Source organism: Glutamicibacter sp. HZAU, from assembly GCF_004100365.1.
Classification (GTDB): Bacteria; Actinomycetota; Actinomycetes; order Actinomycetales; family Micrococcaceae; genus Glutamicibacter; species Glutamicibacter nicotianae.
The window spans coordinates 412,160-434,999 of sequence record NZ_SCKZ01000002.1 but is presented as its reverse complement, the minus strand read 5'-3'; the positions used below and the strand labels follow the sequence as shown (position 1 = coordinate 434,999).

At 62.6% G+C, this 22,840-nt stretch carries 24 protein-coding genes; 3 read left to right on the top strand and 21 right to left on the bottom strand.

The features are described from left to right. Positions 1-174: 174 nt before the first annotated feature. The 6 genes from priA to EKH49_RS04605 form a co-directional block, all read right to left on the bottom strand. On the bottom strand, positions 175-912 hold the full coding sequence (gene priA, locus EKH49_RS04625; protein ID WP_038993701.1) for a bifunctional 1-(5-phosphoribosyl)-5-((5-phosphoribosylamino)methylideneamino)imidazole-4-carboxamide isomerase/phosphoribosylanthranilate isomerase PriA: 738 nt from the start codon (positions 910-912) through the stop codon (positions 175-177). 29 nt (positions 913-941) lie between these two features. After that, on the bottom strand, positions 942-1,091 hold the full coding sequence (locus EKH49_RS16675) for a hypothetical protein (RefSeq protein WP_162989234.1): 150 nt from the start codon (positions 1,089-1,091) through the stop codon (positions 942-944). Positions 1,092-1,093: 2 nt separating this feature from the next. Beyond that, the gene (gene hisH, locus EKH49_RS04620) at positions 1,094-1,729 is read right to left on the bottom strand and encodes an imidazole glycerol phosphate synthase subunit HisH (RefSeq protein ID WP_038993703.1); all 636 of its coding nucleotides are present in this window, start codon (positions 1,727-1,729) and stop codon (positions 1,094-1,096) included. After that, complete coding sequence (gene hisB, locus EKH49_RS04615; RefSeq protein WP_013348471.1) at positions 1,730-2,350, bottom strand: imidazoleglycerol-phosphate dehydratase HisB; 621 nt, start codon at positions 2,348-2,350, stop codon at positions 1,730-1,732. Between the two features lie 22 nt (positions 2,351-2,372). Then, on the bottom strand, positions 2,373-3,479 hold the full coding sequence (locus EKH49_RS04610) for a histidinol-phosphate transaminase (RefSeq protein ID WP_038992594.1): 1,107 nt from the start codon (positions 3,477-3,479) through the stop codon (positions 2,373-2,375). Between the two features lie 80 nt (positions 3,480-3,559). Then, a complete protein-coding gene (locus EKH49_RS04605) occupies positions 3,560-3,913 on the bottom strand; it encodes a LysM peptidoglycan-binding domain-containing protein (protein ID WP_052253918.1) in 354 nt (117 codons plus the stop codon). Between the two features lie 258 nt (positions 3,914-4,171). On the opposite strand from EKH49_RS04605, the gene lexA reads away from it, so the two are divergent. Next, positions 4,172-4,891 carry a transcriptional repressor LexA gene (gene lexA / locus EKH49_RS04600; protein WP_038992596.1) on the top strand — a complete coding sequence of 240 codons (720 nt, stop codon included), beginning with the start codon at positions 4,172-4,174 and terminating at the stop codon, positions 4,889-4,891. A 56-nt stretch (positions 4,892-4,947) separates the two neighbouring features. Here lexA and EKH49_RS04595 read toward each other — a convergent pair whose 3' ends face one another. From EKH49_RS04595 to hflX, 3 genes are all read right to left on the bottom strand, one after another. Beyond that, positions 4,948-5,994: a glycoside hydrolase family 76 protein gene (locus tag EKH49_RS04595; RefSeq protein WP_128469884.1), complete on the bottom strand. Its 1,047-nt coding sequence runs from the start codon at positions 5,992-5,994 to the stop codon at positions 4,948-4,950. 143 nt (positions 5,995-6,137) lie between these two features. Continuing rightward, positions 6,138-8,135, bottom strand: coding sequence for an ATP-dependent DNA helicase (locus tag EKH49_RS04590; protein ID WP_128469883.1), 1,998 nt, complete (start codon positions 8,133-8,135; stop codon positions 6,138-6,140). After that, a complete protein-coding gene (hflX, locus tag EKH49_RS04585; RefSeq protein WP_442903497.1) occupies positions 8,128-9,789 on the bottom strand; it encodes a GTPase HflX in 1,662 nt (553 codons plus the stop codon). The genes EKH49_RS04590 and hflX overlap by 8 nt, the downstream gene beginning before the upstream one ends. Positions 9,790-10,116: 327 nt before the next feature. Here hflX and EKH49_RS04580 point away from each other — a divergent pair, with 327 nt between their 5' ends. Continuing rightward, positions 10,117-10,722, top strand: coding sequence for a class I SAM-dependent methyltransferase (locus EKH49_RS04580; protein WP_038992599.1), 606 nt, complete (start codon positions 10,117-10,119; stop codon positions 10,720-10,722). Positions 10,723-10,792: 70 nt separating this feature from the next. On the opposite strand, the gene dapF is transcribed toward EKH49_RS04580, so the two are convergent. Genes dapF through miaB form a run of 3 tightly spaced genes read right to left on the bottom strand, consistent with a single transcriptional unit; the run spans position 10,793 to position 14,197 of the window. Further along, positions 10,793-11,728 (bottom strand): diaminopimelate epimerase, encoded by a 936-nt coding sequence (gene dapF, locus EKH49_RS04575; RefSeq protein ID WP_128469881.1) that lies wholly within the window; start codon positions 11,726-11,728, stop codon positions 10,793-10,795. A gap of 32 nt (positions 11,729-11,760) precedes the next feature. Next, the gene (gene miaA / locus EKH49_RS04570) at positions 11,761-12,663 is read right to left on the bottom strand and encodes a tRNA (adenosine(37)-N6)-dimethylallyltransferase MiaA (RefSeq protein ID WP_128469880.1); all 903 of its coding nucleotides are present in this window, start codon (positions 12,661-12,663) and stop codon (positions 11,761-11,763) included. A 4-nt stretch (positions 12,664-12,667) separates the two neighbouring features. After that, a complete protein-coding gene (gene miaB / locus EKH49_RS04565; protein WP_128469879.1) occupies positions 12,668-14,197 on the bottom strand; it encodes a tRNA (N6-isopentenyl adenosine(37)-C2)-methylthiotransferase MiaB in 1,530 nt (509 codons plus the stop codon). Between the two features lie 157 nt (positions 14,198-14,354). Here miaB and EKH49_RS04560 point away from each other — a divergent pair, with 157 nt between their 5' ends. After that, entirely contained in the window at positions 14,355-14,678 is a 324-nt protein-coding gene (locus EKH49_RS04560; protein ID WP_128469878.1) for a hypothetical protein, read from the top strand. On the opposite strand, the gene EKH49_RS04555 is transcribed toward EKH49_RS04560, so the two are convergent. The 9 genes from EKH49_RS04555 to EKH49_RS04515 all read right to left on the bottom strand — a co-directional run bounded on the left by EKH49_RS04555 (position 14,672) and on the right by EKH49_RS04515 (position 22,837). Further along, on the bottom strand, positions 14,672-15,571 hold the full coding sequence (locus EKH49_RS04555; RefSeq protein WP_236641032.1) for a regulatory protein RecX: 900 nt from the start codon (positions 15,569-15,571) through the stop codon (positions 14,672-14,674). The two genes, EKH49_RS04560 and EKH49_RS04555, sit on opposite strands and share 7 nt — an antisense overlap. Then, entirely contained in the window at positions 15,571-16,623 is a 1,053-nt protein-coding gene (gene recA, locus EKH49_RS04550; protein ID WP_038992608.1) for a recombinase RecA, read from the bottom strand. Before recA ends, EKH49_RS04555 begins: the two co-directional genes overlap by 1 nt. Positions 16,624-16,864: 241 nt before the next feature. Beyond that, positions 16,865-17,089 (bottom strand): DUF3046 domain-containing protein, encoded by a 225-nt coding sequence (locus tag EKH49_RS04545; protein WP_038992632.1) that lies wholly within the window; start codon positions 17,087-17,089, stop codon positions 16,865-16,867. 110 nt (positions 17,090-17,199) lie between these two features. Then, positions 17,200-17,613, bottom strand: a complete 414-nt coding sequence (locus EKH49_RS04540; RefSeq protein WP_038992609.1) for a helix-turn-helix domain-containing protein — start codon at positions 17,611-17,613, stop codon at positions 17,200-17,202. Positions 17,614-17,809: 196 nt separating this feature from the next. Continuing rightward, positions 17,810-18,292, bottom strand: a complete 483-nt coding sequence (locus EKH49_RS04535; RefSeq protein ID WP_128469877.1) for a CinA family protein — start codon at positions 18,290-18,292, stop codon at positions 17,810-17,812. Positions 18,293-18,298: 6 nt separating this feature from the next. Continuing rightward, positions 18,299-18,901, bottom strand: a complete 603-nt coding sequence (gene pgsA / locus EKH49_RS04530) for a CDP-diacylglycerol--glycerol-3-phosphate 3-phosphatidyltransferase (RefSeq protein WP_128469876.1) — start codon at positions 18,899-18,901, stop codon at positions 18,299-18,301. Between the two features lie 5 nt (positions 18,902-18,906). Continuing rightward, the gene (locus EKH49_RS04525; RefSeq protein WP_128469875.1) at positions 18,907-21,891 is read right to left on the bottom strand and encodes an FtsK/SpoIIIE family DNA translocase; all 2,985 of its coding nucleotides are present in this window, start codon (positions 21,889-21,891) and stop codon (positions 18,907-18,909) included. 96 nt (positions 21,892-21,987) lie between these two features. Next, positions 21,988-22,239, bottom strand: a complete 252-nt coding sequence (locus EKH49_RS04520; protein WP_128469874.1) for a hypothetical protein — start codon at positions 22,237-22,239, stop codon at positions 21,988-21,990. A 136-nt stretch (positions 22,240-22,375) separates the two neighbouring features. Continuing rightward, positions 22,376-22,837, bottom strand: coding sequence for a hypothetical protein (locus tag EKH49_RS04515; protein ID WP_128469873.1), 462 nt, complete (start codon positions 22,835-22,837; stop codon positions 22,376-22,378). Between the last annotated feature and the right edge of the window lie 3 nt (positions 22,838-22,840).

The following is a 22,840-nucleotide window of genomic DNA, read 5'->3' as shown; positions in this document are numbered from 1 at the left end:
AAACTGCATTCATGAGCTTGGACACCCCGAGCGGGGCATTTCAGATTTCATCCCCTGCCGGCTGTGCGCCATCGCTGCCAGGAGAAGGTATTGCAGGAATCTGGCTTCACAAATGGAAAGGCGATTCAGAAGCAGGGAGCTTCTGAATCGCCTTTCGCGGATGGTGCTTGGTGCCTAGCGGCGGCCTGCCACATCGAGCGCTTCTTGCAAGGTGAACTGGCCTGAGTACAGCGCCTTGCCCATGATGGCGCCTTCGATGCCTTCAGGAACCAGCTCACGCAAGACGCGGAGGTCTTCGAGCGAGGAGATGCCGCCCGAGGCGACAATCGGCTTGCTGGTCTTGGCAGCGATTTCGCGCAGCAGTTCAACGTTTGGACCGCGCAGCGTGCCGTCCTTGGTCACGTCGGTGACAACATAGCGGGCGCATCCGGCGTCTTCCAAGCGAGCTAGGACGTCCCACAGGTCGCCGCCGTCCTTGGTCCAGCCGTGGCCGGACAAGGTGGTTCCGCGCACGTCCATGCCCACGGCGATCTTGTCGCCGTGGCGGGCGATGGCCTGCTTCGTCCATTCCGGGTTTTCCAGTGCGGCGGTACCGAGGTTGACGCGGGTAGCACCGAATTCCAGTGCACGTTCCAGGGAGGCGTCGTCGCGGATGCCGCCGGAGAGCTCGACCTTGATGTTCAGTTCCTTGGCAATGCGCTGGACGATCTCGACATTGCTTCCGCGGTCGAAGGCTGCGTCCAGGTCAACCAGGTGCAGCCATTCGGCCCCGGCGTTCTGCCAGGAAAGCGCAGCTTCCAGCGGGTCGCCGTATCCGGTCTCGGAACCGGCTTCGCCCTGGACCAGGCGCACTGCCTGGCCGCCGGCGATATCTACCGCAGGCAGGAGTTCGAGGATTGGTTGCTCGCTCATGATGTCCTTAGTGAAGAAGTAAAAAGTGGTTAGTAGGTCAGGGCCCAGGCTGCGATCAGGCTCATGCCTGCAAGCACCCAGAGCGCGATGATCCATGAAATATGGGCCTTCTGGTTCTTCAGCGAAATGGCCCCGCCGATCAGGAAGGCCCCGATAACACCCAAGATGAGGCTCCACATGCCTAGAGTGTCCCCAACCAGTTGCGCAGCAGCTGTGCGCCAGCGTCGCCGGACTTCTCCGGGTGGAACTGGACTGCCGAGAGCGGGCCGTTTTCGACGGCGGCCACGAATGGCGTCCCGTGCGTCGACCAGGTCACCTGCGGCGGGGTCATCGCCGGCTGGGTGACGTCGAATTCCCATTTCTGCACAGCGTAGGAGTGCACGAAGTAGAATCGCTCGTCCTCGATGCCTGCGAAAAGCTTGGATCCTTCCGGCGGGCGCACCGTGTTCCAGCCCATGTGCGGAATGACATCCGACTGGAGGCGTTCAACCTTGCCCGGCCATTCGCCGATGCCTTCGGTTTTCACCCCATGCTCCACGCCTTCTTCAAAGAAGACCTGGTGGCCCACGCAGATCCCCAAGACCGGCAGGCCACCGGCGATGCGGCGACCGATCCAGCGCAGGGAACCGGTTGCGGTCAACTGCTCCATGACCGAGGCGTAGGCGCCGACTCCCGGGACTACCAGTCCGTCGGCAGCCACGATCTTCTTCGGGTCTGCGGTCAGTTCCACCTCGGCGCCGGCGGCTTCCAAGGCGCGCACGGCGGAACGGACGTTGCCTGAACCGTAGTCCAGGACAACTACTGTTTTCTTCTCCACTTACAGGGCACCCTTCGTGGATGGGATCTTGTCGCCCATGCGCTCATCGCGCTCTACGGCTTCGCGCAAGGCGCGGGCGAAGGACTTGAATTGCGCTTCGACAATGTGGTGCGGGTCGCGGCCCGAGAGCACCTCGATGTGAGCGCAGATCTGTGCGTGGAAGGTGATGGCTTCGAAGACGTGGCGGGTCATCGAGCCGGTGAAGTGCCCGCCGATCAAGTGGTATTCCTGGCCAGCAGGCTCGCCGGAGTGCACGAGGTATGGCCGGCCCGAGACATCGACGACTGAACGGGACAGCGCCTCGTCCAGCGGAGCGTAGGAGGTGCCGAAGCGGCGGATGCCTGCCTTGTTGCCCAGCGCCACGCGCAGCACTTCGCCGATGGTGATCGCGGTGTCCTCAACGGTGTGGTGGACATCGATGTGGGTATCGCCGGTAGCACGCACGGTGAGGTCGATGAGCGAATGCTTGGAGAGCGCAGTCAGCATGTGGTCATAGAACGGCACCGAGGTGCTGATCTCCGAGACGCCGGTTCCATCGAGATCCAATTCAACGAATACGGACGATTCGCTGGTCACGCGTTCCATGCGGGCGCGACGTGCGCCAATCAATTCGGCAGACATGTCTTCCTTCGCTTGTCTTTGATTACTTCTGCGAGCCGAGCAGTTCGGCAAGTCGTTCCAAGAAGGCTGTGGTTTCTGATTCTGTTCCGGCCGTAACACGCAAGGTCCCCGGAATTCCATTGTCGCGGATGATGATGCCGGCTTCCAACAGGCCTTCCCAAATAGCGTGGGGGTCTTCGACGCCACCGAAGAAGACGAAGTTGGAGTCGGAGACCGATGGCTTCAGGCCCAGTTCCTTCAAGCGCGCGACGATGCGGTCACGTTGGGACTTGATGTCTTCGACCTGCGCCAGGAGCAACTCGATGTTCTTCAAGGCGGCGATCGCCGTTGCCTGGGTCACGGCCGACAGGTGGTACGGCAGCCGCACCAAGCGGATGGCATCGGTGACCTCTGGCGCAGCGGCCAGGTAGCCGACGCGTGCGCCGGCCAGGCCGAATGCCTTGGACATGGTGCGCGAGACGATCAATCGCTGGCGGCCTTCAAGCAGGCTCAGTGCGGACTTGGTGCTGGCCAAGGAGAATTCGGCGTACGCCTCGTCAACGATCACCATGCCGTTGTGCTCGCTCATGGCTTCGTACACGGCCGTGATGACATCAAGGCCAAGCGCGGTGCCGGTGGGGTTGTTCGGCGAGCACAGGAACACGATATTCGGCTTGTGCTCGCGGACCTGCGCGGCTGCAGATTCGGCGGACAGGGTGAAATCCTCGGCGCGTTCACCGGCGATATAGGTGGTATCAGTACCACTGGCCAACAGCGGGTACATGGAGTAGGTGGGGCCGAAGCTCATCACGGTACGGCCTGGACCACCGAAGGCTTGCAGGATCTGCTGCAGGATTTCATTCGAACCGTTCGCGGCCCAGATGTTCTCCTTGGTGAGCGAGTGGCCGAGGTAATCGGCAAGAAGTTCACGAAGCTCGGTGAACTCGCGGTCGGGATAGCGATTCAGAGTTGCCGCTGCCTTGGCCACTTCCTGGGCAATGGCGTCTACGACTACCGGTGGCAACGGATGGGTGTTCTCGTTGACGTTCAACTGGATCGGCACGTCAATTTGCGGTGCGCCATAAGGGGATAGCCCGCGGAGATTCTCACGCAAGGGCAGCTGACTCAAAAGTTCACTGCGGTCATTCACGCATCAAGTCTACGTGCGCAGCGAGCCCGCCAGTGAATCCGCTACGGCTGCAGGTAACAAACACTGGACAGCGGGGGAAGCTAGCCGGCAAGGACCGGAATCGACAAGGTATCTCCAACCTGGATTTCGCTGCCGTCCAAGGCGTTGAGCTCCGCGATGTGGCCAACTGCGGAAGTCACGTCGTAACCGGTGGCATAGTCGCGAGCCAAACTCCATAGCGTATCTCCGGGGATCACGGTGACATCGATGGTTCCAACCCCAGCAGGATCTTCTGCCGCGGCATGCGCGTCAGAGGCGAACATGGAGAAGAAGAAAGCAGCAGCGATCGTGAGTGCGAAAACGGGCATCCCCACCAGCACAGCCCAACCGCGGCGGTTGATGCGGATTTTCAGCGGCGCTTGGGTCTGATCTGAGTCAAGTGCGACGGTAGCCATGACGTTGTCTCCTCAAGAAATTCAAGTGATGCGAATTTTTATTCGAAAGAACTGATTCGAAAACTTGTTCGAACCTCGTATATCTGTTCTAACAGAGATTCGCGGAACTTGTCCAGAAGTTTTCGAACAAATCTTTGAAAGAAGCTCGCTTATCTACTAAGATTTCGAAGTAGACGAGCAATGAAAACATCTCACCATCTAGCTCCGACAGTTTGGACACGCAAACTTTCGAATGATTGCTAGGGAAGGCAAAATCTCATGTCAGCATCACAACGCACTCCCCGATCGAATGCACGTTCGCTGACGATTCGCCAAAAGAAGATCCTTGAGACGATCCAGCGGTCTATCGGCAAGAACGGTTATCCGCCATCGATGCGTGAGATTGGCGACGCTGTCGGACTCAAGAGTCTGTCGAGCGTGACCCACCAGTTGAGCCAGTTGGAAAAGCTCGGCTATATCCGTCGAGACCCACGCCGTCCGCGCGCGATGGAAATCCTGCTGCCGCTGCAATTGTCCGACGATGCCGAAAAGGCCGAGGCCTCGGAGCCGGTCGAGCCGGCTGCCAGCGAAGACGCCAAGATCATTGAGCTGAGCACTTCTGCTGACACCACCATGGTTCCGCTGGTTGGCCGTATTGCTGCTGGCGGTCCGATCCTGGCAGAACAGTCCGTCGAGGATGTTTTCTCGTTGCCTCGTCAGCTCGTGGGCCACGGCGAACTGTTCATGCTCAAGGTGTCCGGCGATTCAATGGTTGACGCCGCGATTTGCGACGGCGACTGGGTAGTTGTCCGCCGACAGCAGACGGCAGACAACGGCGACATCGTCGCAGCCCTGCTGGACGAGGAAGCGACCGTCAAGACCTTCCGGCAGCGTGATGGGCATACTTGGCTGCTTCCGCAGAACTCGCGCTACGAACCGATTTTGGGTGATGCAGCAAAGATCATGGGACGCGTCGTCTCGGTCATGCGCTCGCTCTAGATTTCGTGTGGATATTGCGCTGGTGCTTGGCACCAGCGCAATTTTCGTTTAATCAGCTACTCGCCGGCCTCGAGCTCGATCTGGGCGGCCGCGGCGAAGATCATCCAGCGCTGGACTGCCGTCGAGAGCCGGCGCGGTTCCTGGTCGATCAGATGGCCTGCAGTTGCCGTGACCAGTTGCCTGGCCTGCTCCCTGCTTGCTGCTTCCAAGCGGTGATCTTTCGCGGCGAGGGCCAGATACCGGCACAGGATTCCGGCAAAAAGGTTCCCGTCTCCCCCGCGGTTGAACGCGAGTACTCCGGGCGCGGAAGACAGCGAGTGCGTGGTCGCATCGATCAGCACCTGGGCGTGAGCCAGATCGGCTGGCTCGCCAAGCTCAAGCAACGCGCCTAGCACCGTGCCCTGGTTATAGGTATAGATCGCTGGCTCCACCGTATGCCCCTGGCTGGCCAACCGCAGCCCGTCCAAATACAGCCCACGCTCGGCGCTGAACAGGTTCTTCTCCAGCCATTGGAGAACCTGCCGTGCGGTGTCCTTCTGTCCGGTTCGGCCGAAGAACAGGGCTGCCGGCCCATTGGCCGGCGTATTCTTGAAATCCCGTTTTTTCGACCAGTACAGGCCGCCGCCCAGCACCTCGTCCATGCCAGCTTGAAGCTGTTCTCCCAGCACCCGCATTGCAGTCCGAGCAGCGTGGTTTCCTTCTCCCGTCACGGCCAGCGTGAACTGCGCCAGACGGCCGCTGGCCAAGGCAAGCCACGCCATATCGTCGAAGAAGTAGTTGGGCAGCATCCCGAAGTTGCGAATTCGAATGCCACGCAACAGATGATTGGCCCGGGCCAGCTCGGCACGCGCCGATTCCGCGTCGCCTGCTGCCAGATAGGAGTGGCCGTCATCAATGATGGCATCCAGATAATGCGCCTGCCACCAATAGTTCCACTCCGAAAACGGGTGCGCGCAGCCATTGAGATCGCTGAGCAAGCTTCCGTCGCGCAACCGGTGCGCCCTGCTGTAGTTCTGCCCAATCCAGGTTCCGGGCAGCCGCAAGAGGCGCCGTCCGAAACGCTGGTGGGTGTCGATGGCGGCTTGGTGTGCCAATTCCTGCATGGACTCCATGGTGCCTTCCGGTTCACGCGGCATCAGTTCTTGTCACAGACCTTAGTGCATCTCCAACCATCCTGCTGATAGTGCTTAAAGAACTTGAGCTGCCCCAAGTCCAAGGACAGCTCAAGTTCATGCTCTGGCTGCAGCTATTTCCCGTCCGGGTTCAAACGCTGGAGAACTCCGGTGATGACCTTCTTGTCGACAGTCGGCCACATCGGCGGCAGGGTCGCTTTCAAGAAGCTGCCGTACCGTGCAGTGGCCATGCGCGAATCGAGGATCGCCACCACGCCCTTGTCCCCGACCGAACGGATCAGGCGTCCAGCGCCCTGGGCCAGTCGAATCGCGGCATGGGTGGCGGCCACCTGCATGAAGCCGTTGCCGCCATGCTTGGCCACGTCCTCGGAACGGGCTTTGGAGATCGGGTCGTCCGGGCGCGGGAACGGGATCTTGTCGATGATGACCAGCCGGCAGGAATCTCCTGGCACGTCCACGCCCTGCCACAGGGTCATGGTTCCGAACAGGCAGGTGTCGCGTTCGCTGCTGAACTGCTCGACCAGCGACTTCATGCTGCCCTCGCCCTGGCACAGGATCTCCACGTCCAGGCGTTCGCGCAAGATGCTTGCCGCTTCTTCGGCGGAGCGTTTCGAAGTGAACAGAGCCAGTGCACCGCCGCCGGAGGCCTTGATGAGATCCTCGATCTCATCCAGCGTCTCGGCGGCCAGTTGGCGGCCCGGCTTGGGCAGATGCTTGGCTACGTACAGGATGCCCTGCTTCGGGTAATCGAAGGGACTGCCGACGTCCACGCCGGTCCAGGACGGAGCCCCGGCGCCCATCAGACCCAGGGAGCCTGCGACCGAGTCGAACTGCGAGCCGATAGCCAAGGTAGCGCTGGTCAAGACGACCGTGCGCCCGTCGAAAAGCCCTTCGCGCAGCTTGCCGGCAACGGACAACGGAGCAACGTTCAACGTGGCTGGCTGGGTCTCGTCAGCTTCGACGTAGCCCCGGCCTTCGACAAACTCCCGCGGACGGGTGGTGTACAGCACCTCGCGGCGCTCTTCGGATTCGAGCATGCGAATCGCATCGTCCATCACCGCCTGCAGCTGGGAGCGGGCGGTCTGACGGCCACCGTCAGCCGGAGCATTGGCTTCGGGCTTGGACAGCGCCAACGCCAGCCGGGCCTGTTCCACGATGTCGTTCAGGGCAATGCCCATGTCTTCGCGCAGGCCATGTTCCAGCAGTCCCGTGGGCACACCGGTCAACGACTTCTCCAAGCGGTTCGCCGCCTTGACCATCTCGTCCACGTTCACTCCGCAATGGCGTTTGGCGCCGCCAGCCGCGGTGAGCACCATGCGTGCGGAGAGTGCCCCGGACACCGAGCTGGTCACGCGGTCTTGCAGTTCGTGGGCCTCATCGATGATTGCGACTTCGAAGTCCGGGAGGACCGAAAGCCCCTCGAAGGCCGATACCGCCAGCAGGGCGTGGTTGGTAATGACCACGTCCGCCTCCGCGGCACGGGCACGAGCCATCTCCGAGAAGCATTCATCAGCCATCGGGCACTTCTGCGACCCCAAGCACTCCATGGCCGAAACCGAGACCTGCTTCCACGCCTTGTCGCTGACCCCGGGCACCAGCTCATCGCGGTCACCGGTCTCAGTCTCTTCAGCCCATTCGCGTAGCTTCATGACCTCGCTGGCCAACGGCGAATAGGTGGTGCCGGCAGGAGCTGCCGGCTCATCCATCGAGAAAAGCGTGCCTTCGTCATCTGGGTACCCGCCGCCGAGCTTGTACTGGCACAGGTAGTTCGAGCGTCCCTTGAGCAGGGCCACATCCATCGGGCGCGAGAGCTTGCCCTTGAGCGATTCGAGCAACCGCGGCACGTCACGGCCGACAATCTGCGATTGCAGCGCCAAGGTCGCGGTGGAGACGATCACCGGCTTGGCGCTGGTCTGCGCGTGGGCCAATGCCGGAATCAGGTAGCCCATCGACTTGCCGGTGCCGGTGCCTGCCTGCACCAGCAAGTGCTTTTCATCTTCCAGCGCGCTGACCACATGCTTGACCATTTCCTGCTGGCCGGTGCGCATGGCACCGCCCATGGAAGTGACCGCGGCCTCCAGGAGCCCCAGGGCCTGCTCTTGCTTATCCATGAAGGTTGAAGGTCTCCAACTCTGCAGCTAGGGAATCGCGCACCTTGACGATCATCCGGGTGCCCTCCTCCAGGTGTTCGCTTTCCAAGATCTCTGATTCGCTCTGGTGCAGCTTGGCGATCAAATCCCCGCGGTTGTAGGGAATGAGCACCTCAAGCTGGATGCCGGGGCGTGGAATCGATGAGCTGATCTTTTCGAGCAGCTCCTGGATGCCCTCACCGGTGTGCGCGGAGACGACCACGGTGTTGGATTCCCGGTTGCGGATGCGTTCGACGACGAACGGGTCAGCCACATCGGCCTTGTTGACCACGATGATCTCTGGAATGTTCAACGCGTCGACTTCGCCGAGTACGGTGCGCACGGCCTGGATCTGCCCTTCGGGATCAGGGTGGGACCCGTCAACGACGTGCAGGATGAGATCCGAATCGGCGATTTCCTCCAGCGTGGATCGGAAGGCTTCCACCAGCTGGGTCGGGAGGTTGGATACGAAGCCGACGGTATCGGCCAGCGTGTAGGTCAACCCGTCCTCGGTCGCCGACTGGCGGACGGTTGGATCCAGGGTAGCGAACAGCGCGTTCTCCACCAGCACCCCGGCGTTGGTCAAGCGGTTGAGCAGCGATGACTTGCCGGCGTTGGTGTAGCCGGCAATGGCCACGGCTGGAACCGCATTGCGCTTGCGGTTAGCACGCTTGGCTTCACGCGCAGGCTTCATGGCCTTGATCTCGCGGCGCAGCTTCGCCATGCGGTCGCGAATGCGGCGGCGGTCCATCTCGATCTTGGTTTCACCCGGTCCACGCGAACCGATGCCGCCACTGGCGGCACCTACGCGGCCACCGGCCTGGCGGGACATCGATTCGCCCCAGCCACGAAGACGCGGCAGCAGGTATTCGAGCTGGGCCAGTTCAACCTGGGCCTTGCCCTCGCGCGATTGGGCATGCTGCGCAAAGATGTCCAGGATCAGGCTGGTGCGGTCGATGACCTTGACCTTGACGATGTCTTCCAGGGCGCGGCGCTGCGATGGCGCCAGCTCTGCATCGACAATCACGGTATCGGCACCCGTTGACGCAACGATTCCGCGCAACTCTTCGGCCTTGCCCGAGCCGAGGAAGGTCGAAGGGTCCGGCTTGCTGCGGCGCTGCACCAGGCCATCGAGGACCTCGGAACCTGCGGTCTCCGCCAAGGCGGCGAGCTCGCGCAGGGAGTTCTCGGCGTCGGCGACGGTTCCATCGCTCCAGATGCCCGCCAGCACGACGCGTTCCAGGCGCAGCTGGCGGTATTCAACCTCGGTGACGTCTTCCAGTTCCGTGGACAGACCTGCGACGCGACGCAGCGCGCGGCGATCCTCCAGATCTTCCTGGTCCCCGTCGAAATTGCTGAGGCCTGAGGAAAAACGGTTCAGTGCAGTAGCCTGGCCAGCGAAAATGGAATTCTCTTCTTCGCCGAAGTGCTGAACCTGCGGGCTCTGCGCATCATCGGCTGCGAGAATTCGATCGATGGCGGCCTGGATCTGGGCATCATCCATCGATGCCGAATCGTGCTCGTGTGACTCGGAGTTAGTCATGGTCTCCTTAGAAGTACTTCGCTTTCCAGAATAGTGCGGGTGGACCCCACTTTGCGACGTGGCGCGTTCAGTTTCGGTTGGTTCATCAAACATTCGTGGTCCTTTGCAAGGAGTAAAGGTCTATGGGCAGACAGGTGAATGCATGGTTACCGGTAAGCAAAGGCGTGTGCGGGGTTCTGGAAAGAAGAACTGCCAGATAATGGGAAATGACTTTGCCGTCTGCTGATTCAGCCCGGTGGGCGCGCAAGAAGCGCGCGGCCAGCTCGTGGAACCGCGGGTAACCAAGAGGGCTACGTATTAGACGAAAATGAAAGTCATAGGGAAAACTCTATCAGTGATATCTGCTCACGCCCATATCGCCTTGCTCACGTTGCCGACGCTGATCTTTGGGGTATCCGTACTGGGCGATAAGCTTTGCCTATGACCTCGGATCACTACTTCACCGCCAGCCCGGCCTCGGCAGATGAACGGCGCACCATCGAAGTCGAGCTCAACGGCTCGTTGCGCAAGGTGCAGACGGCCTCGGGAATCTTCTCCCCCGCCGGTCTGGACAAGGGAACGGCGGTGCTGCTGCAGTACGTGCCAACCCCTCGCGGACGCATTCTGGATATCGGGTGCGGCTGGGGACCCATCACCCTGGCCGCCGCCGAGCAGTCCCCCCAGTCCGAGGTCTACGGCGTGGATGTCAATGAGCGTTCCATCGACCTGGCCCGCTTGAACGCCGCGGCGCTCGGCTTGTCCAACGTAGTTGTCGGCACCCCTGAGTCCGTGGATCCGAGCCTGCAATTCGACACCATCTGGTCGAACCCGCCCATTCGCATCGGCAAGGATGCCCTGCATGAATTGCTGATGCTGTGGTTGCCGCGGTTGGCCCCGGGTGGCGAGGCATGGATGGTGGTGCAGAAGAACCTGGGCAGCGATTCGCTGCAGAAGTGGCTGGTTGAGCAGCTTCCCTCTGATTGGAAGATCACCCGTGAAGCGACCGCCAAGGCCTTCCGCGTGCTGAAGGTAGCGCGTCCGGCCTGATTGCCAAAAGCAAAATCGCAGAATCGCTCGCGAGGCTATTCTGCGATTTTTGCTATAGAGCCGATCAGGTCTACTCCGAACCGATGATCCCGCGGGCAACCAGGTCTGCCGGGCCGCTGAGGATCGTATCTTCGCCGCCCTCTGCATTGCCACGGAATTCAACGCCGACGACACCGCCGGGCACCTTGACAGCCCACTGGTTGATCAGCGCGGTGCTGCGTGCCCAGTAGCGTACGGCTGCCGCGGCCGCACACGCACCGGTACCGCATGAGAGCGTCTCGCCGACCCCGCGTTCATGGACGCGCATCTGGACCTGGGCAACCCCGTCCTCTTCGATCAGCGGCTCGGAAGGAACCACGAATTCCACGTTGGTGCCGTTGGCCGGGACGGGAGAAACCTCTGGGGCTTGGAACAGGTCCAGTTCTTCAAGCATCTGGACGTCTGGCAAGGCAACTACGGTGTGCGGGTTGCCCATGGTGATGCTCAAGGCCGGCAGCGCCTGCTCCCAGCCTCTGGGCTTGACCATGGAGTCCACCGATTTTTCCGCGGCTTCCGGCTCGAAGATCAATCCCCAGGGGCCGAGGTTCACCGCGTAGCCATCAGCGAGTCGGGTAATTTCCTTGACGCCGGCACGGCTGCCGATCTGGAAACTTTGCCCTACCTGGAGGCTCACGAGCCCCTCGGCAATCAGGTAGTGAGCGAAGGCGCGTACGCCGTTGCCGCACATCTCGGCGATGGACCCATCGTTGTTCCGGTAATCCATGAACCAGTAGGCCTTGGGATGCTCCAGGAACTGCCCTTCGTATCCGGGAACCTTGGCGGTGGGCACGGCACGGATCAGCCCGTCACCGCCAATGCCGAAGCGGCGGTGGCACAGGGCGGCCACCTGTTCGGCGTTGAGATCCAGCTGCGCTTCCGGGTCGGCAATCAGCACGAAGTCGTTGCCGGTGGCATGGCCCTTGGCGAAACGTTGTCCGGCCAGCTGACCTAATTCGGTGCGGTACATCAATGCTCCTAGAGTTTTCGTTCGTACGTTGGCTAGCCGATGATCTTCAGTGTTTTTTCCAGCAGCCCAGGTTCCAGCGGGTTCAGCCAGTTGACCCGCTCATCTGCGTTGAACCAGGTGATTTGGCGTCGCGCGAACTTGCGGGTGGCAATGACCGTCTGGTCAATGGCTTCGTCCCGGGTGATCTGCCCGTCGAGGAAGTCGATGTACTGCTGGTAGCCGATGGCGCGCGAGGCGGTCTTGCCGTCGCGCAATCCCTGGCCGAGCAGTCCCTCGACTTCCGCGGCCAATCCCATGGCATCCATCTTGTGCACTCGGGTTTCCAAGGCCTCATGCAATGCCTGGCGGTCGTAGTTCAATCCGATCTGGATTGCCGGAGCGGCATACTCGCGTTGCGGCATGAAGGAGCTGAAGGCCCGACCGGAAATCTCGTGGACTTCAAGTGCGCGGATCGCGCGGCGCAAGTCAAGATTGCGTGCTGCGGATACCGGGTCAACCTCGGCCAGCCGGCGGCGCAGCGGTCCGTCTCCTTGAGCCTCGACCTCGGCCTCCAGCCGTTTCCTGACGTCTGGATCTGTCGGCGGGAAATCGATGACATCAAGGGCCGCCCGCACATACAGTCCCGAACCTCCGACCATCACCGGAACCTTGCCGCGGGCACGGATTTGGGCGAAGTGGTCGCGGGCTTCGGCTTGGAAGGCGGCAACGGATGCTTCCTCGGTGATGCCCATGGTGTCGAGCAGGTGATGCTCGATGCCCCCACGCTCATTCACCGGCAGCTTCGCGGTGCCGATGTCCATGCCGCGGTAGAACTGCAGGGCATCGGAATTGACGATTTCCCCGCCCAGTTCCTGCGCCACGGCGATGGCCAAGTCCGACTTGCCGGTACCTGTGGGGCCGACGATGGCAATCACCGGCAGGTTCGAAGTGGCCATATGGCTAGCTGCGCACTTTCAACGTCGGCATGCCCAAGCTCGTGCGGCCTTTCGATCCGTTGGCCGCCGGCGCTGGAACCCCGCAGCTTTCGGCCTGCGCCCGGTCCCACGCATCCCCGGCGCGTGAACGGCGCAGGGAGTACTGGTCCACGGTGGGATCCGAGATCAGGTGGAATGCCGCCACTTCGGTGATCGGCAGGGTTACCAGGTCGCCAGGGCGCGGGGCCTGGGCACCTTCAGGTACCGAGAAGTGCACCAGGCGCTGGTCCTGCGAGCGTCCGGATAGACGGTGGGTCTCTTCGGCCTTGCGTCCGGACTGTTCGGTGGCCATGACTTCCACGGTACGGCCCAGCTGCTTCGCGTTCTCCTCCTTGGAAATGCGGTCCTGCAACGCCGTCAAGCGCTCATAGCGTTCCTGCACCACTGCCTTGGGAAGCTGCTCGTCCAGGTCGGCTGCCGGGGTGCCCGGACGCTTGGAGTACTGGAAGGTGAAGGCCGAGGAGAACCGCGACGCTTCAACCACGTCGAGGGTGGCCTGGAAGTCTTCTTCGGTTTCACCCGGGAAGCCGACAATGATGTCGGTGGTGATTGCCGCATGCGGGATGCGTTCGCGGACCTTATCCAGGATGCCGAGGAATTTCTTGGACCGGTAGGAGCGGCGCATGTCCTTGAGCACCTTGTCCGAGCCGGACTGCAGCGGCATGTGCAGCTGCGGCATCACGTTAGGTGTTTCCGCCATGGCATCGATGACGTCATCGGTGAAGGCCGCCGGGTGCGGGCTGGTGAAGCGCACGCGTTCCAGTCCTTCGATTTCACCGCAAGCGCGCAGCAGCTTGCCGAAGGCCAGGCGGTCTCCGAATTCCACGCCGTAGGAGTTCACATTTTGGCCCAGCAGGGTCACTTCGATGGCGCCGTCGTCTACGAGGGCCTGGATTTCGGCGAGGATCTCGCCCGGGCGGCGGTCCCGCTCCTTGCCGCGCAGGGAAGGGACGATGCAGAAGGTGCAGGTGTTATTGCACCCTACGGAGATGGAGACCCAGCCGGCGTACACGGATTCGCGTCGGGTAGGCAACGTGGAGGGGAAGACATCCAGGGATTCAAGGATCTCCAGTTGCGCCTTCTGGTTGTGGCGCGAGCGGGCCAGCAGCGTGGGCAGCGAGCCGATGTTGTGCGTGCCGAAAACCACGTCGACCCATGGGGCCTTCTTGATGATGGTGTCGCGGTCCTTCTGAGCAAGGCAGCCGCCGACGGCAATTTGCATATTGGGGCGTTCAGCCTTCAGGTTCTTGAGCATGCCCAGGTGCCCGTACAGCTTGTTGTCTGCGTTCTCACGCACTGCGCAGGTGTTGAAGACAACAACGTCGGCGACTTCTTCGGCCAGCTCTTCCGGCTTGCGGCTCAGCCCTGCATCTTCCAGCAGGCCAGAGAGGTGCTCGGAGTCGTGGACGTTCATTTGGCAGCCGAAGGTACGTACCTCATAGGTACGGGGTAGTTCTTCGCTGCCGATGTTGCTCAAGGTATGTTGCTCAGTCACCCTTAAAGATTACCGAAGATCGGGTGCCGCTGAAATGTAGGCGAGCCTCCGCTGGACTCCTGGTTGCCTGCACGGCTACGGCCTAGTGGCCGTCGGTGCGCGCCTTCGGGTGGAAGGCCAGGAAAAGGAATAGGCTTTTCGATAGCTGATTCGGCGCATGAAAGGGCAATCTGTGGAAAACCATTCGCCAGGCAAGCACCAGAAAACCGGCAAGTACCGACCGTTGCGGTTGTCGCGCGGAATGAAGATCTTCCACTGGTGGATGGCAGGATTATCCGCGCTTTTCCTTCTCGCCATCCCGATCGCTATTGGCATCATCCCGCCCATTGATGGACAAACCGACAGCCTGCTGTTCAATATCGGTGTCGGCTCGATGCTTGCCGGGGTCCTGGTCTTGAGCCTCTGGGCCTACCAGGGCATTGACGATTGGCTTGAGCGTCGGAGAAACGCACCAGGGCGGCATCCGAAACGAAATCAGTAGCGATTGCCGAAGCGCTCTTCCCATTCCTCGCGGGCGACCCTGAACGCCATGCCGCCGTTGTAGCCTTTGCGGCCCAGCATCCCCACGAGCCGGCGCAGGGCTTTGTCCCGATCGGCGCCCATGGATTCGGGACGCAGCTTCGCGCGCACCAGTTCGCGGGCTCGCTGCTCCTCCGCTTCGTCATCGATTTGCTCCAGCGCTTCAGCGGCCTGCTCGTCGTCCACCCCCTTGGTGCGCAGCTCGCGCTTGATCGCACCGCGGGCTAATCCACGCGAGCGAGCGCGGGCAACGACCCAGGACTTCGCAAAGCGTTCATCATCCACGAGGTTGATCTCGGCATAGCGGTCGATGACCTCATCGGCAATGTTTTCCGGGCATTCATTCTCAAGGAGCTTGTCCTTGAGCTGTTTGGCGGTCTTGTCGCTGGCCGTGAGCTGGCGCAGCAAAATTCCGCGCGCCTTTTCCCGCCAATGGTCGTCGCTGAGCTCTTCAGGCTCCCCCGCTTGGCGGGCAGCTTTTCGCGCTTCGCGCGCTTCGCGGCGTTCCTGCTTCGACGGTTTGGCCGGCGCGGGCGCAGCCACAATCTGCTCCATGGCCGCGCGCAGCTCTTCGATGCTGCCCGGTTTCGCCGGCTGCTCGGAGAAGCTGGCAATGGTTCGCGAGGTGCTGCCGGCCGGCATTGCAGGCGCCGCAGCGCGCTGGGATGCCCGCTGAGTCGCCCGGTCCCGCTTGGCTAATTCCTCAGCCGCTTGGGCTTCCAATTCTTCCGGGCTGGGCCTGGCCCAGTCCGGCATGTCTTCGAGGTCGCCCTGGAACTCTTTGGAAACGGACGTAGCGTCCGACCCGGAATTCTTTCCGGGTCGGACGCTACGTCGTTGGAAGCCTGAGGCCACTACTGATCGCCCTCGACGACTCGCAGTTCTGTCTCGTCTTCTTCAACTTCTTCCATTGGCAGGACGCCGAGCTTCTGCAGGATCTGGCGTTCGAGCTCGTTGGCCAGATCCGGGTTGTCGCGCAGGAAGCGGCGGGCGTTTTCCTTGCCCTGGCCCAGCTGGTCTCCGTCATAGGTGAACCAGGCACCGGACTTCTTGACCAGGTTGTGCTCGACGCCCATGTCGATGAGCGAGCCTTCCTTGGAGATGCCGTGGCCGTACAGGATGTCGAACTCGGCCTGCTTGAAAGGAGGAGCCATCTTGTTCTTGACGATCTTGCAGCGGGTACGGTTGCCGACCGCGTTGGTGCCCTCTTTCAGGGTCTCAATGCGGCGGATATCGATGCGCACCGAAGCGTAGAACTTCAGCGCCTTGCCACCTGTGGTGGTTTCCGGGCTGCCGAAGAAGACACCGATCTTCTCACGCAGCTGGTTGATGAAGATTGCGGTGGTCTTCGAGGCCGAGAGGCGGCCGGTGATCTTGCGCAATGCCTGGGACATCAGTCGAGCCTGCAGGCCGACGTGGCTGTCGCCCATCTCGCCTTCGATTTCGGCGCGGGGAACCAGTGCCGCCACGGAGTCGATGACGATGATATCCAGTGCACCTGAGCCCACGAGCATATCCATGATTTCCAGTGCCTGCTCGCCGGTATCCGGCTGGGAGACCAGCAGCGCATCGGTGTCGACGCCCAGCTTCTTGGCGTATTCCGGATCCAGCGCGTGCTCGGCATCGATGAATGCCGCGACGCCGCCGGCCTTCTGTGCGCTGGCGACTGCGTGCAGGGCAACCGTGGTCTTGCCCGAAGATTCCGGACCATAGATCTCCACCACGCGGCCGCGTGGCAATCCGCCAATGCCAAGGGCGGCATCCAGGGCAACCGAGCCGGTAGGGATTACTTCAATGGGTGCGCGGGTTTCGTCGCCCAGGCGCATGACCGAGCCTTTGCCATAGGCCTTGTCAATTTGGCCCAGGACAGCCTCTAGCGCCTTTTCCCGATCATTTTTTGCTGCCATGGTTCACCTTTGCTCTTGCAAGCCTGCTACGTACTTGCTCATGATTTTTGTCCTGCAATAGACAGTATGCTTGCCCACCGACACTTTGGACTCCGATAGCCCAGAAGTGTGGACAATCCCAGTGCTTAAGTTCTTGGCGCAGTTTCCTGCGTTGTTTCCAGCATAACCCTATCCGAACAGGTGTTCGAAATTCAACACGGCGTGTTCGAAGAATTACTGCATGGGTATTCGAATGGAATCCCTACGATTGCTTCGGCTCGATATCCACGCCAAGCCAGCGTTCAGCCGGAACATCTTGCGCCCGGCACAGGGCTTCCCAGATCTGCTTGGGCTTGATGCCCCTATCGAGCGCCTGTGCTGCAGTCAGGCTGCCGAGTTCGGTCAGGGCCATGGAATCGGCCAGCACGCGGGAGTACCGCGGGCCGAACTCGTTTTCCATATTTCGCCAGAAATCGCTGATTTTCACCTGATAATTCTCCCACGCAAAGGCAAGGAGCCCGCGCATTTCGCGCAGGCTCCTTGCATGGCTGCCGGCAGTCTCGATTACTGAGTAGCGGCGGCCTGGAAAAGATGATGCTAGACCGAGGCCAGTGGCTTGCTGTTGCCCTTGGCGGCAAACTCGTCGGCCATATCCGTCGGGACGGTATCCGGGATCGCAATGCCCTCTGCCAGGGCAACGCGCTCGGATACTTCACGGAGCATCAATGACAATGGGATTTCCAGCGCCACGCAGATTGAGGAGAGCAGCTCCGAAGAGGCTTCCTTCTGGCCGCGCTCAACCTCGGACAGGTATCCGAGGGAAACACGTGCGCTGTGCGAAACCTCGCGCAGGGTACGACCCTGGCGCTGTCGGACGTCGCGCAGGACATCGCCGATTTCATGACGGAGTACTACCATTTTGTGCTCCTCCTTCTCGGGCTGGACCATATGGGCTTCTCCCATATCGCGCCAACGGACGACACCATTGACAGTTACGGGTTGCTTGACCATGAATTTAGCCTCTGCTCCTAGGTCCATCTCGAAGATCTAATCAAATACGGGGGCCATCCTTGCGGCCCTGCAATTCGTACAACGACAGGTCATACGATTTTGTTCCCGTACGTTCACCCTAATCGCATAAATGCGAGCTACGCCACATCCGGGATGATTTTTGCGTAATATCTCAGGAAGAAAAGTATTTCGTGTCTTACTGTGAAGAAGCTTTATCCAAGATGGCAGCGAACTGGTGAAGTGCCGCTTGGGTGCTCTGCTCGCGAATTTGCGCCCGGTCCCCCACAAAGTGGTGGGCCTCGGACCCGGAGTCGGCTCCCACGGCCCATCCAATATACACGGTGCCCACGGCCTTGCCATCGTGCGGCTCGGGGCCGGCGACTCCGGTTGCCGAAATCGCCGCGTCTGCGCCGCAGGCTCGCTGCGCGCCGACGGCCATCTGCCTGGCCACCTCGGGATCCACCGAGCCGTTGGCCGCCAGCAGTGCTTCGTCGACGCCCAGCAGCGAGGCCTTGACCTCGGAGGAATAGCTGACGACTCCCCCGCGCAATACGGCCGAGGCGCCGGGAACTTCGGCCAGGCGCGCGGCGATCATTCCGGCGGTCAGCGATTCCGCGGTCGCCAGCTGCACGGCGCCGTCGATGGCCTTGGCAATCACCTCGGGGGCTGCGGGCTTCATCTGTCCCTACTTCCGCTTCTTGGCGGCCGCCACCAGCTGGCCGGCCTTGATGAGGTATTCGATGCCGGTGACCAAGGTGACCGCCAGGGTTAGCAGCATCAGGTACCAGGCGGCGGTGCCCAGCCAGTCGATGGTGTGGGTATAGGGCAGCAGGTACACCCCGATCACGATCGCCTGCAGCACGGTCTTGATCTTCCCGCCCATGTTCGCGGCGATCACGCCGTAGCGGATGACCACCACGCGCAGCAGGGTGATGCCCCATTCGCGGACCAGGATCACGATGGTGACCCACCAGGGCAGCTCGGCCAGGATCGAGAAGCACACCAGCGCCGAGCCGGTGAGCAGCTTGTCCGCGATCGGGTCGGCGATCTTGCCGAAGTTGGTGATCAGCCCGCGGCTGCGCGCCAGGTCCCCGTCGAGCTTGTCGGTGTACATGGCCACTACGAACAGTGCCAGCGCGACCCAGCGCCACAGGCCCTGCTCGTGGTTGTCTGCCATCAGCGCCCAGATGAAGAACGGCACCATGATGATGCGGATGGTGGTGAGCACGTTGGCGATGTTCAGCGTCGGTACCGGTGGCTGGGCACTGCGGCCAGCTTGCTCGCTCATGGGTATCAGTTTCTTCCTGTCAGGTTCCAGGCGTCCTCGCCCGAATCGTCGTCATCGGAGCCGTCGAAGTAGTCCACGGCCTGCGGGCGATCCTCCAGATCCCTGGCGACCAGGTCCTCGGCATAGTCGGTGACCGGCTCGGCATGGTTCACATTGGCCTCGGCGACCAGCGCCGCCTCGGTGGCCGATGGGGTGCTGGTGGCTGGATCGTCCCCGCGCATCGCGGCCAGCACCATCGGCAGGTCGTCCGGCTGGATCAGCACGTCGCGGGCCTTGGAGCCCTCCGAAGGGCCGACCACGCCGCGCGATTCCATCAGGTCCATCAGGCGACCTGCCTTGGCGAAGCCCACGCGCAGCTTGCGCTGCAGCATCGAGGTGGAGCCGAACTGGCTGGTGACCACGAGCTCGGTGGCCTGCAGCAGCAGCTCCAGGTCGTCTCCGATGTCCTCGTCGATCTGCTTCTTCTTCTCGGCGGCCGGGATCACGTCGTCCCGGTATTCGGGCTGCAGCTGGCTCTTGACGTGCTCGACGACGCGGTGGATCTCCGATTCGGTGACCCAGGCGCCCTGCACGCGCATCGGCTTGGAGGTGCCCATCGGCAGGAACAGCGCGTCGCCCTGGCCCAGCAGCTTCTCCGCGCCGGGCTGGTCGAGCACCACGCGGGAGTCGGTGACCGAGGAGGTGGCGAAGGCCATGCGCGAAGGCACGTTGGCCTTGATCAGGCCGGTGACCACGTCCACCGACGGGCGCTGGGTGGCCAGCACCAGGTGGATGCCGGCGGCACGCGCCAGCTGGGTGATGCGCACGATGGACTCTTCCACATCGCGCGGGGCGACCATCATCAAATCGGCGAGCTCGTCGACGATCACCAGCAGGTACGGGTAGGGCTTGAGCACGCGCTTGGAACCCTCGGGAGGGTGCACCTTGCCGGCCTTGACCGCCTTGTTGAAGTCATCGATGTGCTTGAAGCCGAAGTTGGCCAGGTCGTCGTAGCGGGTGTCCATTTCGCGAACCACCCACTGCAGGGCCTCGGCGGCCTTCTTCGGGTTGGTGATGATCGGGGTGATCAGGTGCGGCACGCCCTCGTAGGCGGTGAGCTCCACGCGCTTGGGGTCGACCATGACCATGCGCACCTCGTCGGGGGTGGCGCGCATCAGGATCGAAGTGATCATCGAGTTCACGAACGAGGACTTGCCCGCGCCGGTGGCGCCGGCCACCAGCAGGTGCGGCATCTTGGCCAAGTTGGCTACGACGAAGCCGCCCTCGACGTCCTTGCCCACGCCCATCACCATCGGGTGCTCGGACTTGCGGGCGTTGGAGCTGCGCAGCACGTCGCCCAGGGCGACGACTTCCTTGTCGGTGTTCGGGATCTCGATGCCGATGGCGGACTTGCCCGGGATCGGCGAGAGGATGCGCACATCCGAGGAGGCCACGGCGTAGGAGATGTTCTTGGACAGCGCGGTGACCTTCTCCACCTTGGTGCCCGGAGCCAGCTCGATCTCGTAGCGGGTCACCGTCGGGCCGCGCGAGAAGCCGGTGACCTGCGCGTCGACCTTGAACTGCTGCAGCGTGTTGGTCAGCGCGTCGACCACCACCTGATTGGCTTCGGAGGCTTCCTTGGCCGGCGGGCCGGCAGGCAGGTAGTGCTCCTCGGGCAGGGTGTAGGTGACATCCCCGGAGAGCTGCAGCTGCTCGCTGCGCGCCGGGATCGGCGCCTGCGGGGAAGTTCCGAGCCCGGCGGCGCGCGAGGAGACCTGGTCCATCGCTGAGGTGGTGGCTTCGGGTTCGGCCTTCAGCCCGATATTGGCCATGATCTCGGCCATTTCGGCCTCGGCCTTGGTGGGGCGTTTGACCCCCGGCGGCGGGCCGGCCGGTTTCGGGATCGCCACTGTGGTGGCGTCTTCGCTGGCATCGGCGGGGCCGGAGCCATCCAGCTGCGGGCGGGCGATGGCCTGGGTGGCCGCCTCGTCAGCGTCGAAGATCTTGCCGGAGTTGCGGTTGACCGCAGGCATCGCGTCGGTGGCAGGATCATCCTCGCCGATGACCGCTTGGTCGTAGGCGATATCGCCGGAGCGGTCGGAATTCTCCGACCCATCCACGTCGTAGACTTCGGTGACCTTGCGGGCGGCGGCTGCACGGCGCTCGAAGAAGCCCGGCTTCTTCTTTTTCGGTGCCGGGGCCTCGGCCTCGGGATAGAGGTAGGACTGGTCGTGGTCCTCGCGGGTGGCATCCAGTTCCATCGCGGCGGTGGCCCGGGTGGCGCGCGGCGCATCCGGATCCTGCCCGAGCAGGCGGTTGTAGCCGGCGCGCACGCGCGCAGGAATCTGCATCACCGGGGTGGCGGTGACGATCAGGATCGACATGAACACCAGGAAGATGAACACCGCCATGGCGCCCGGAACCGAAATCAGCAGGCCCAGCGGGGTGCCCAGGATGGACCCGGCCATGCCGCCGGCATTCCACAGCGCTTCGAAGTCGTCGGTGACCGCCGGCGAGCCGTTGGCCAGCGAGGCGATGGACGAGCCGGAGAGCGTCATGATCAGCAGCCCGATGCCGATGCGGTTGTTCGCGGTGACAGCTTCGGGGTAGCGGAAGAGCCGGAAGGCGCCGATGAACAGGATGACCGGCAGCAGCACCGCCATGAAGCCCAGGGTGCCGCCGGCGACAGCGTGCACGCCGGTGCCGAACCAGCCGGCATCGCGCAGGCCCCACCATTCGATGACCGCGACAATGATCGCGATCAGCGCGAGGAACAAGCCGGTGCCGTCGCGGCGCAGCTCGTAGTCAGGCTTGACGGTTCCGCCGATGCGGCGGAACGCGCCGCCGAAGATCCGGGCAATGCCCATCCACACGCTGCGGATTGCGCGCAGCGGCAGGGCGAGTTCCGCCTCCGGGTTCTCGGGCGTTTTCTTGGAGGACGAGGAGCTGGACGCCTTGGGTTTGCGCGTCGCAGTCTTCTTCGTCCCCTGAGACTGGGTACGTGAGGCCATACTCCAAGGGTATCGCCATACGCTGGATGCACCCCGAATTTACACGTCTGCACGGGTGCTGCAGCGGCTAGATAATCATCACGCCGCAGGACCGGGCTATGGCGTGTACTCGATCACCAGGGTGTAGCCGCCGGGGCTTGGCATGCAGGCATGGCTGTCCACCTGGTAGCCGGAGGCCTCGAAGGCATCCACCGTGGCAGTTTCCATCATGGCGCAGGTGCCGGCACTGGAGACTTCCTGGGTGTAGGCCATGGTGCTGGCGTAGGCGGCCGGGATGGCTGCCAGTGCCCACGCCCCGGCCAGCATCGTTGCCGCGGCGCAGGCGGCGAGGCGGCTTGCGGACTTCATGCGCTCTCCTTCTCTGCGTTGGAACCGGCGCCTGGACCTGGCGCCCGCCTCCCAACCTGCCACAGCGAGCGGTGCTCGGCCAGCGGCGCCCAGCTGGCAACCAGCTGGTGCTTGGGCCGTCGCTCCCCCGAGATCTTCAGCCTCGGGCGGTGCAGCAGTTGAGCCCGGCCAGGATGGCGGATCCCGCGGCGAAGCACACCACCAGCAGCCCCAGGGCAGTACCGAGGAATGGTGCCGGATTCGTATCGCCCAGGCCCATGGCGGCGATCGCCACCGCGGGAAGCATGGCGGCGACGGCAGCTCCGAAGCCGGCGGCTGCCGATTGCCGGGTGCCACTGGCCTCCGGTTTCCCCGCGGCTTGGATTTCAAGGGCCGCATGCGCCCCGCTGCAGCAGATCAACCCCATCAGCACGCCGGCTATCGCGCCGTAGGCCAGCGGCAAGCCCAATTCGCCGAGGCTGCTGCCGTAGCCATCCTGGCCGATCGGCCAGAACATCCAGAGCACCGCCAGCATGCCCAGACCCAGGCCCACGCCCGCGGCGATCAGGAACATGCTGCCGGTCTTCGAGGTCGCGGTTCGCGCGGTATTCCGAGTCATGGC

Coding starts and splice junctions, on each gene's coding strand:
- EKH49_RS04520 (WP_128469874.1), bottom strand. CDS start 22,239: ATGAAGTCCGCAAGCCGCCTCGCCGCCTGCGCCGCGGCAACGATGCTG.
- EKH49_RS16675 (WP_162989234.1), bottom strand. CDS start 1,091: ATGTGGAGCCTCATCTTGGGTGTTATCGGGGCCTTCCTGATCGGCGGG.
- EKH49_RS04580 (WP_038992599.1), top strand. CDS start 10,117: ATGACCTCGGATCACTACTTCACCGCCAGCCCGGCCTCGGCAGATGAA.
- hisB (WP_013348471.1), bottom strand. CDS start 2,350: ATGTCTGCCGAATTGATTGGCGCACGTCGCGCCCGCATGGAACGCGTG.
- priA (WP_038993701.1), bottom strand. CDS start 912: ATGAGCGAGCAACCAATCCTCGAACTCCTGCCTGCGGTAGATATCGCC.
- EKH49_RS04525 (WP_128469875.1), bottom strand. CDS start 21,891: ATGGCCTCACGTACCCAGTCTCAGGGGACGAAGAAGACTGCGACGCGC.
- EKH49_RS04595 (WP_128469884.1), bottom strand. CDS start 5,994: ATGCAGGAATTGGCACACCAAGCCGCCATCGACACCCACCAGCGTTTC.
- miaA (WP_128469880.1), bottom strand. CDS start 12,663: ATGGCCACTTCGAACCTGCCGGTGATTGCCATCGTCGGCCCCACAGGT.
- recA (WP_038992608.1), bottom strand. CDS start 16,623: ATGGCAGCAAAAAATGATCGGGAAAAGGCGCTAGAGGCTGTCCTGGGC.
- EKH49_RS04590 (WP_128469883.1), bottom strand. CDS start 8,135: ATGGATAAGCAAGAGCAGGCCCTGGGGCTCCTGGAGGCCGCGGTCACT.
- lexA (WP_038992596.1), top strand. CDS start 4,172: ATGTCAGCATCACAACGCACTCCCCGATCGAATGCACGTTCGCTGACG.
- EKH49_RS04515 (WP_128469873.1), bottom strand. CDS start 22,837: ATGACTCGGAATACCGCGCGAACCGCGACCTCGAAGACCGGCAGCATG.
- EKH49_RS04605 (WP_052253918.1), bottom strand. CDS start 3,913: ATGGCTACCGTCGCACTTGACTCAGATCAGACCCAAGCGCCGCTGAAA.
- EKH49_RS04540 (WP_038992609.1), bottom strand. CDS start 17,613: ATGGTCAAGCAACCCGTAACTGTCAATGGTGTCGTCCGTTGGCGCGAT.
- EKH49_RS04560 (WP_128469878.1), top strand. CDS start 14,355: ATGAAAGGGCAATCTGTGGAAAACCATTCGCCAGGCAAGCACCAGAAA.
- hflX (WP_442903497.1), bottom strand. CDS start 9,789: ATGTTTGATGAACCAACCGAAACTGAACGCGCCACGTCGCAAAGTGGG.
- EKH49_RS04535 (WP_128469877.1), bottom strand. CDS start 18,292: ATGAAGCCCGCAGCCCCCGAGGTGATTGCCAAGGCCATCGACGGCGCC.
- pgsA (WP_128469876.1), bottom strand. CDS start 18,901: ATGAGCGAGCAAGCTGGCCGCAGTGCCCAGCCACCGGTACCGACGCTG.
- dapF (WP_128469881.1), bottom strand. CDS start 11,728: ATGTACCGCACCGAATTAGGTCAGCTGGCCGGACAACGTTTCGCCAAG.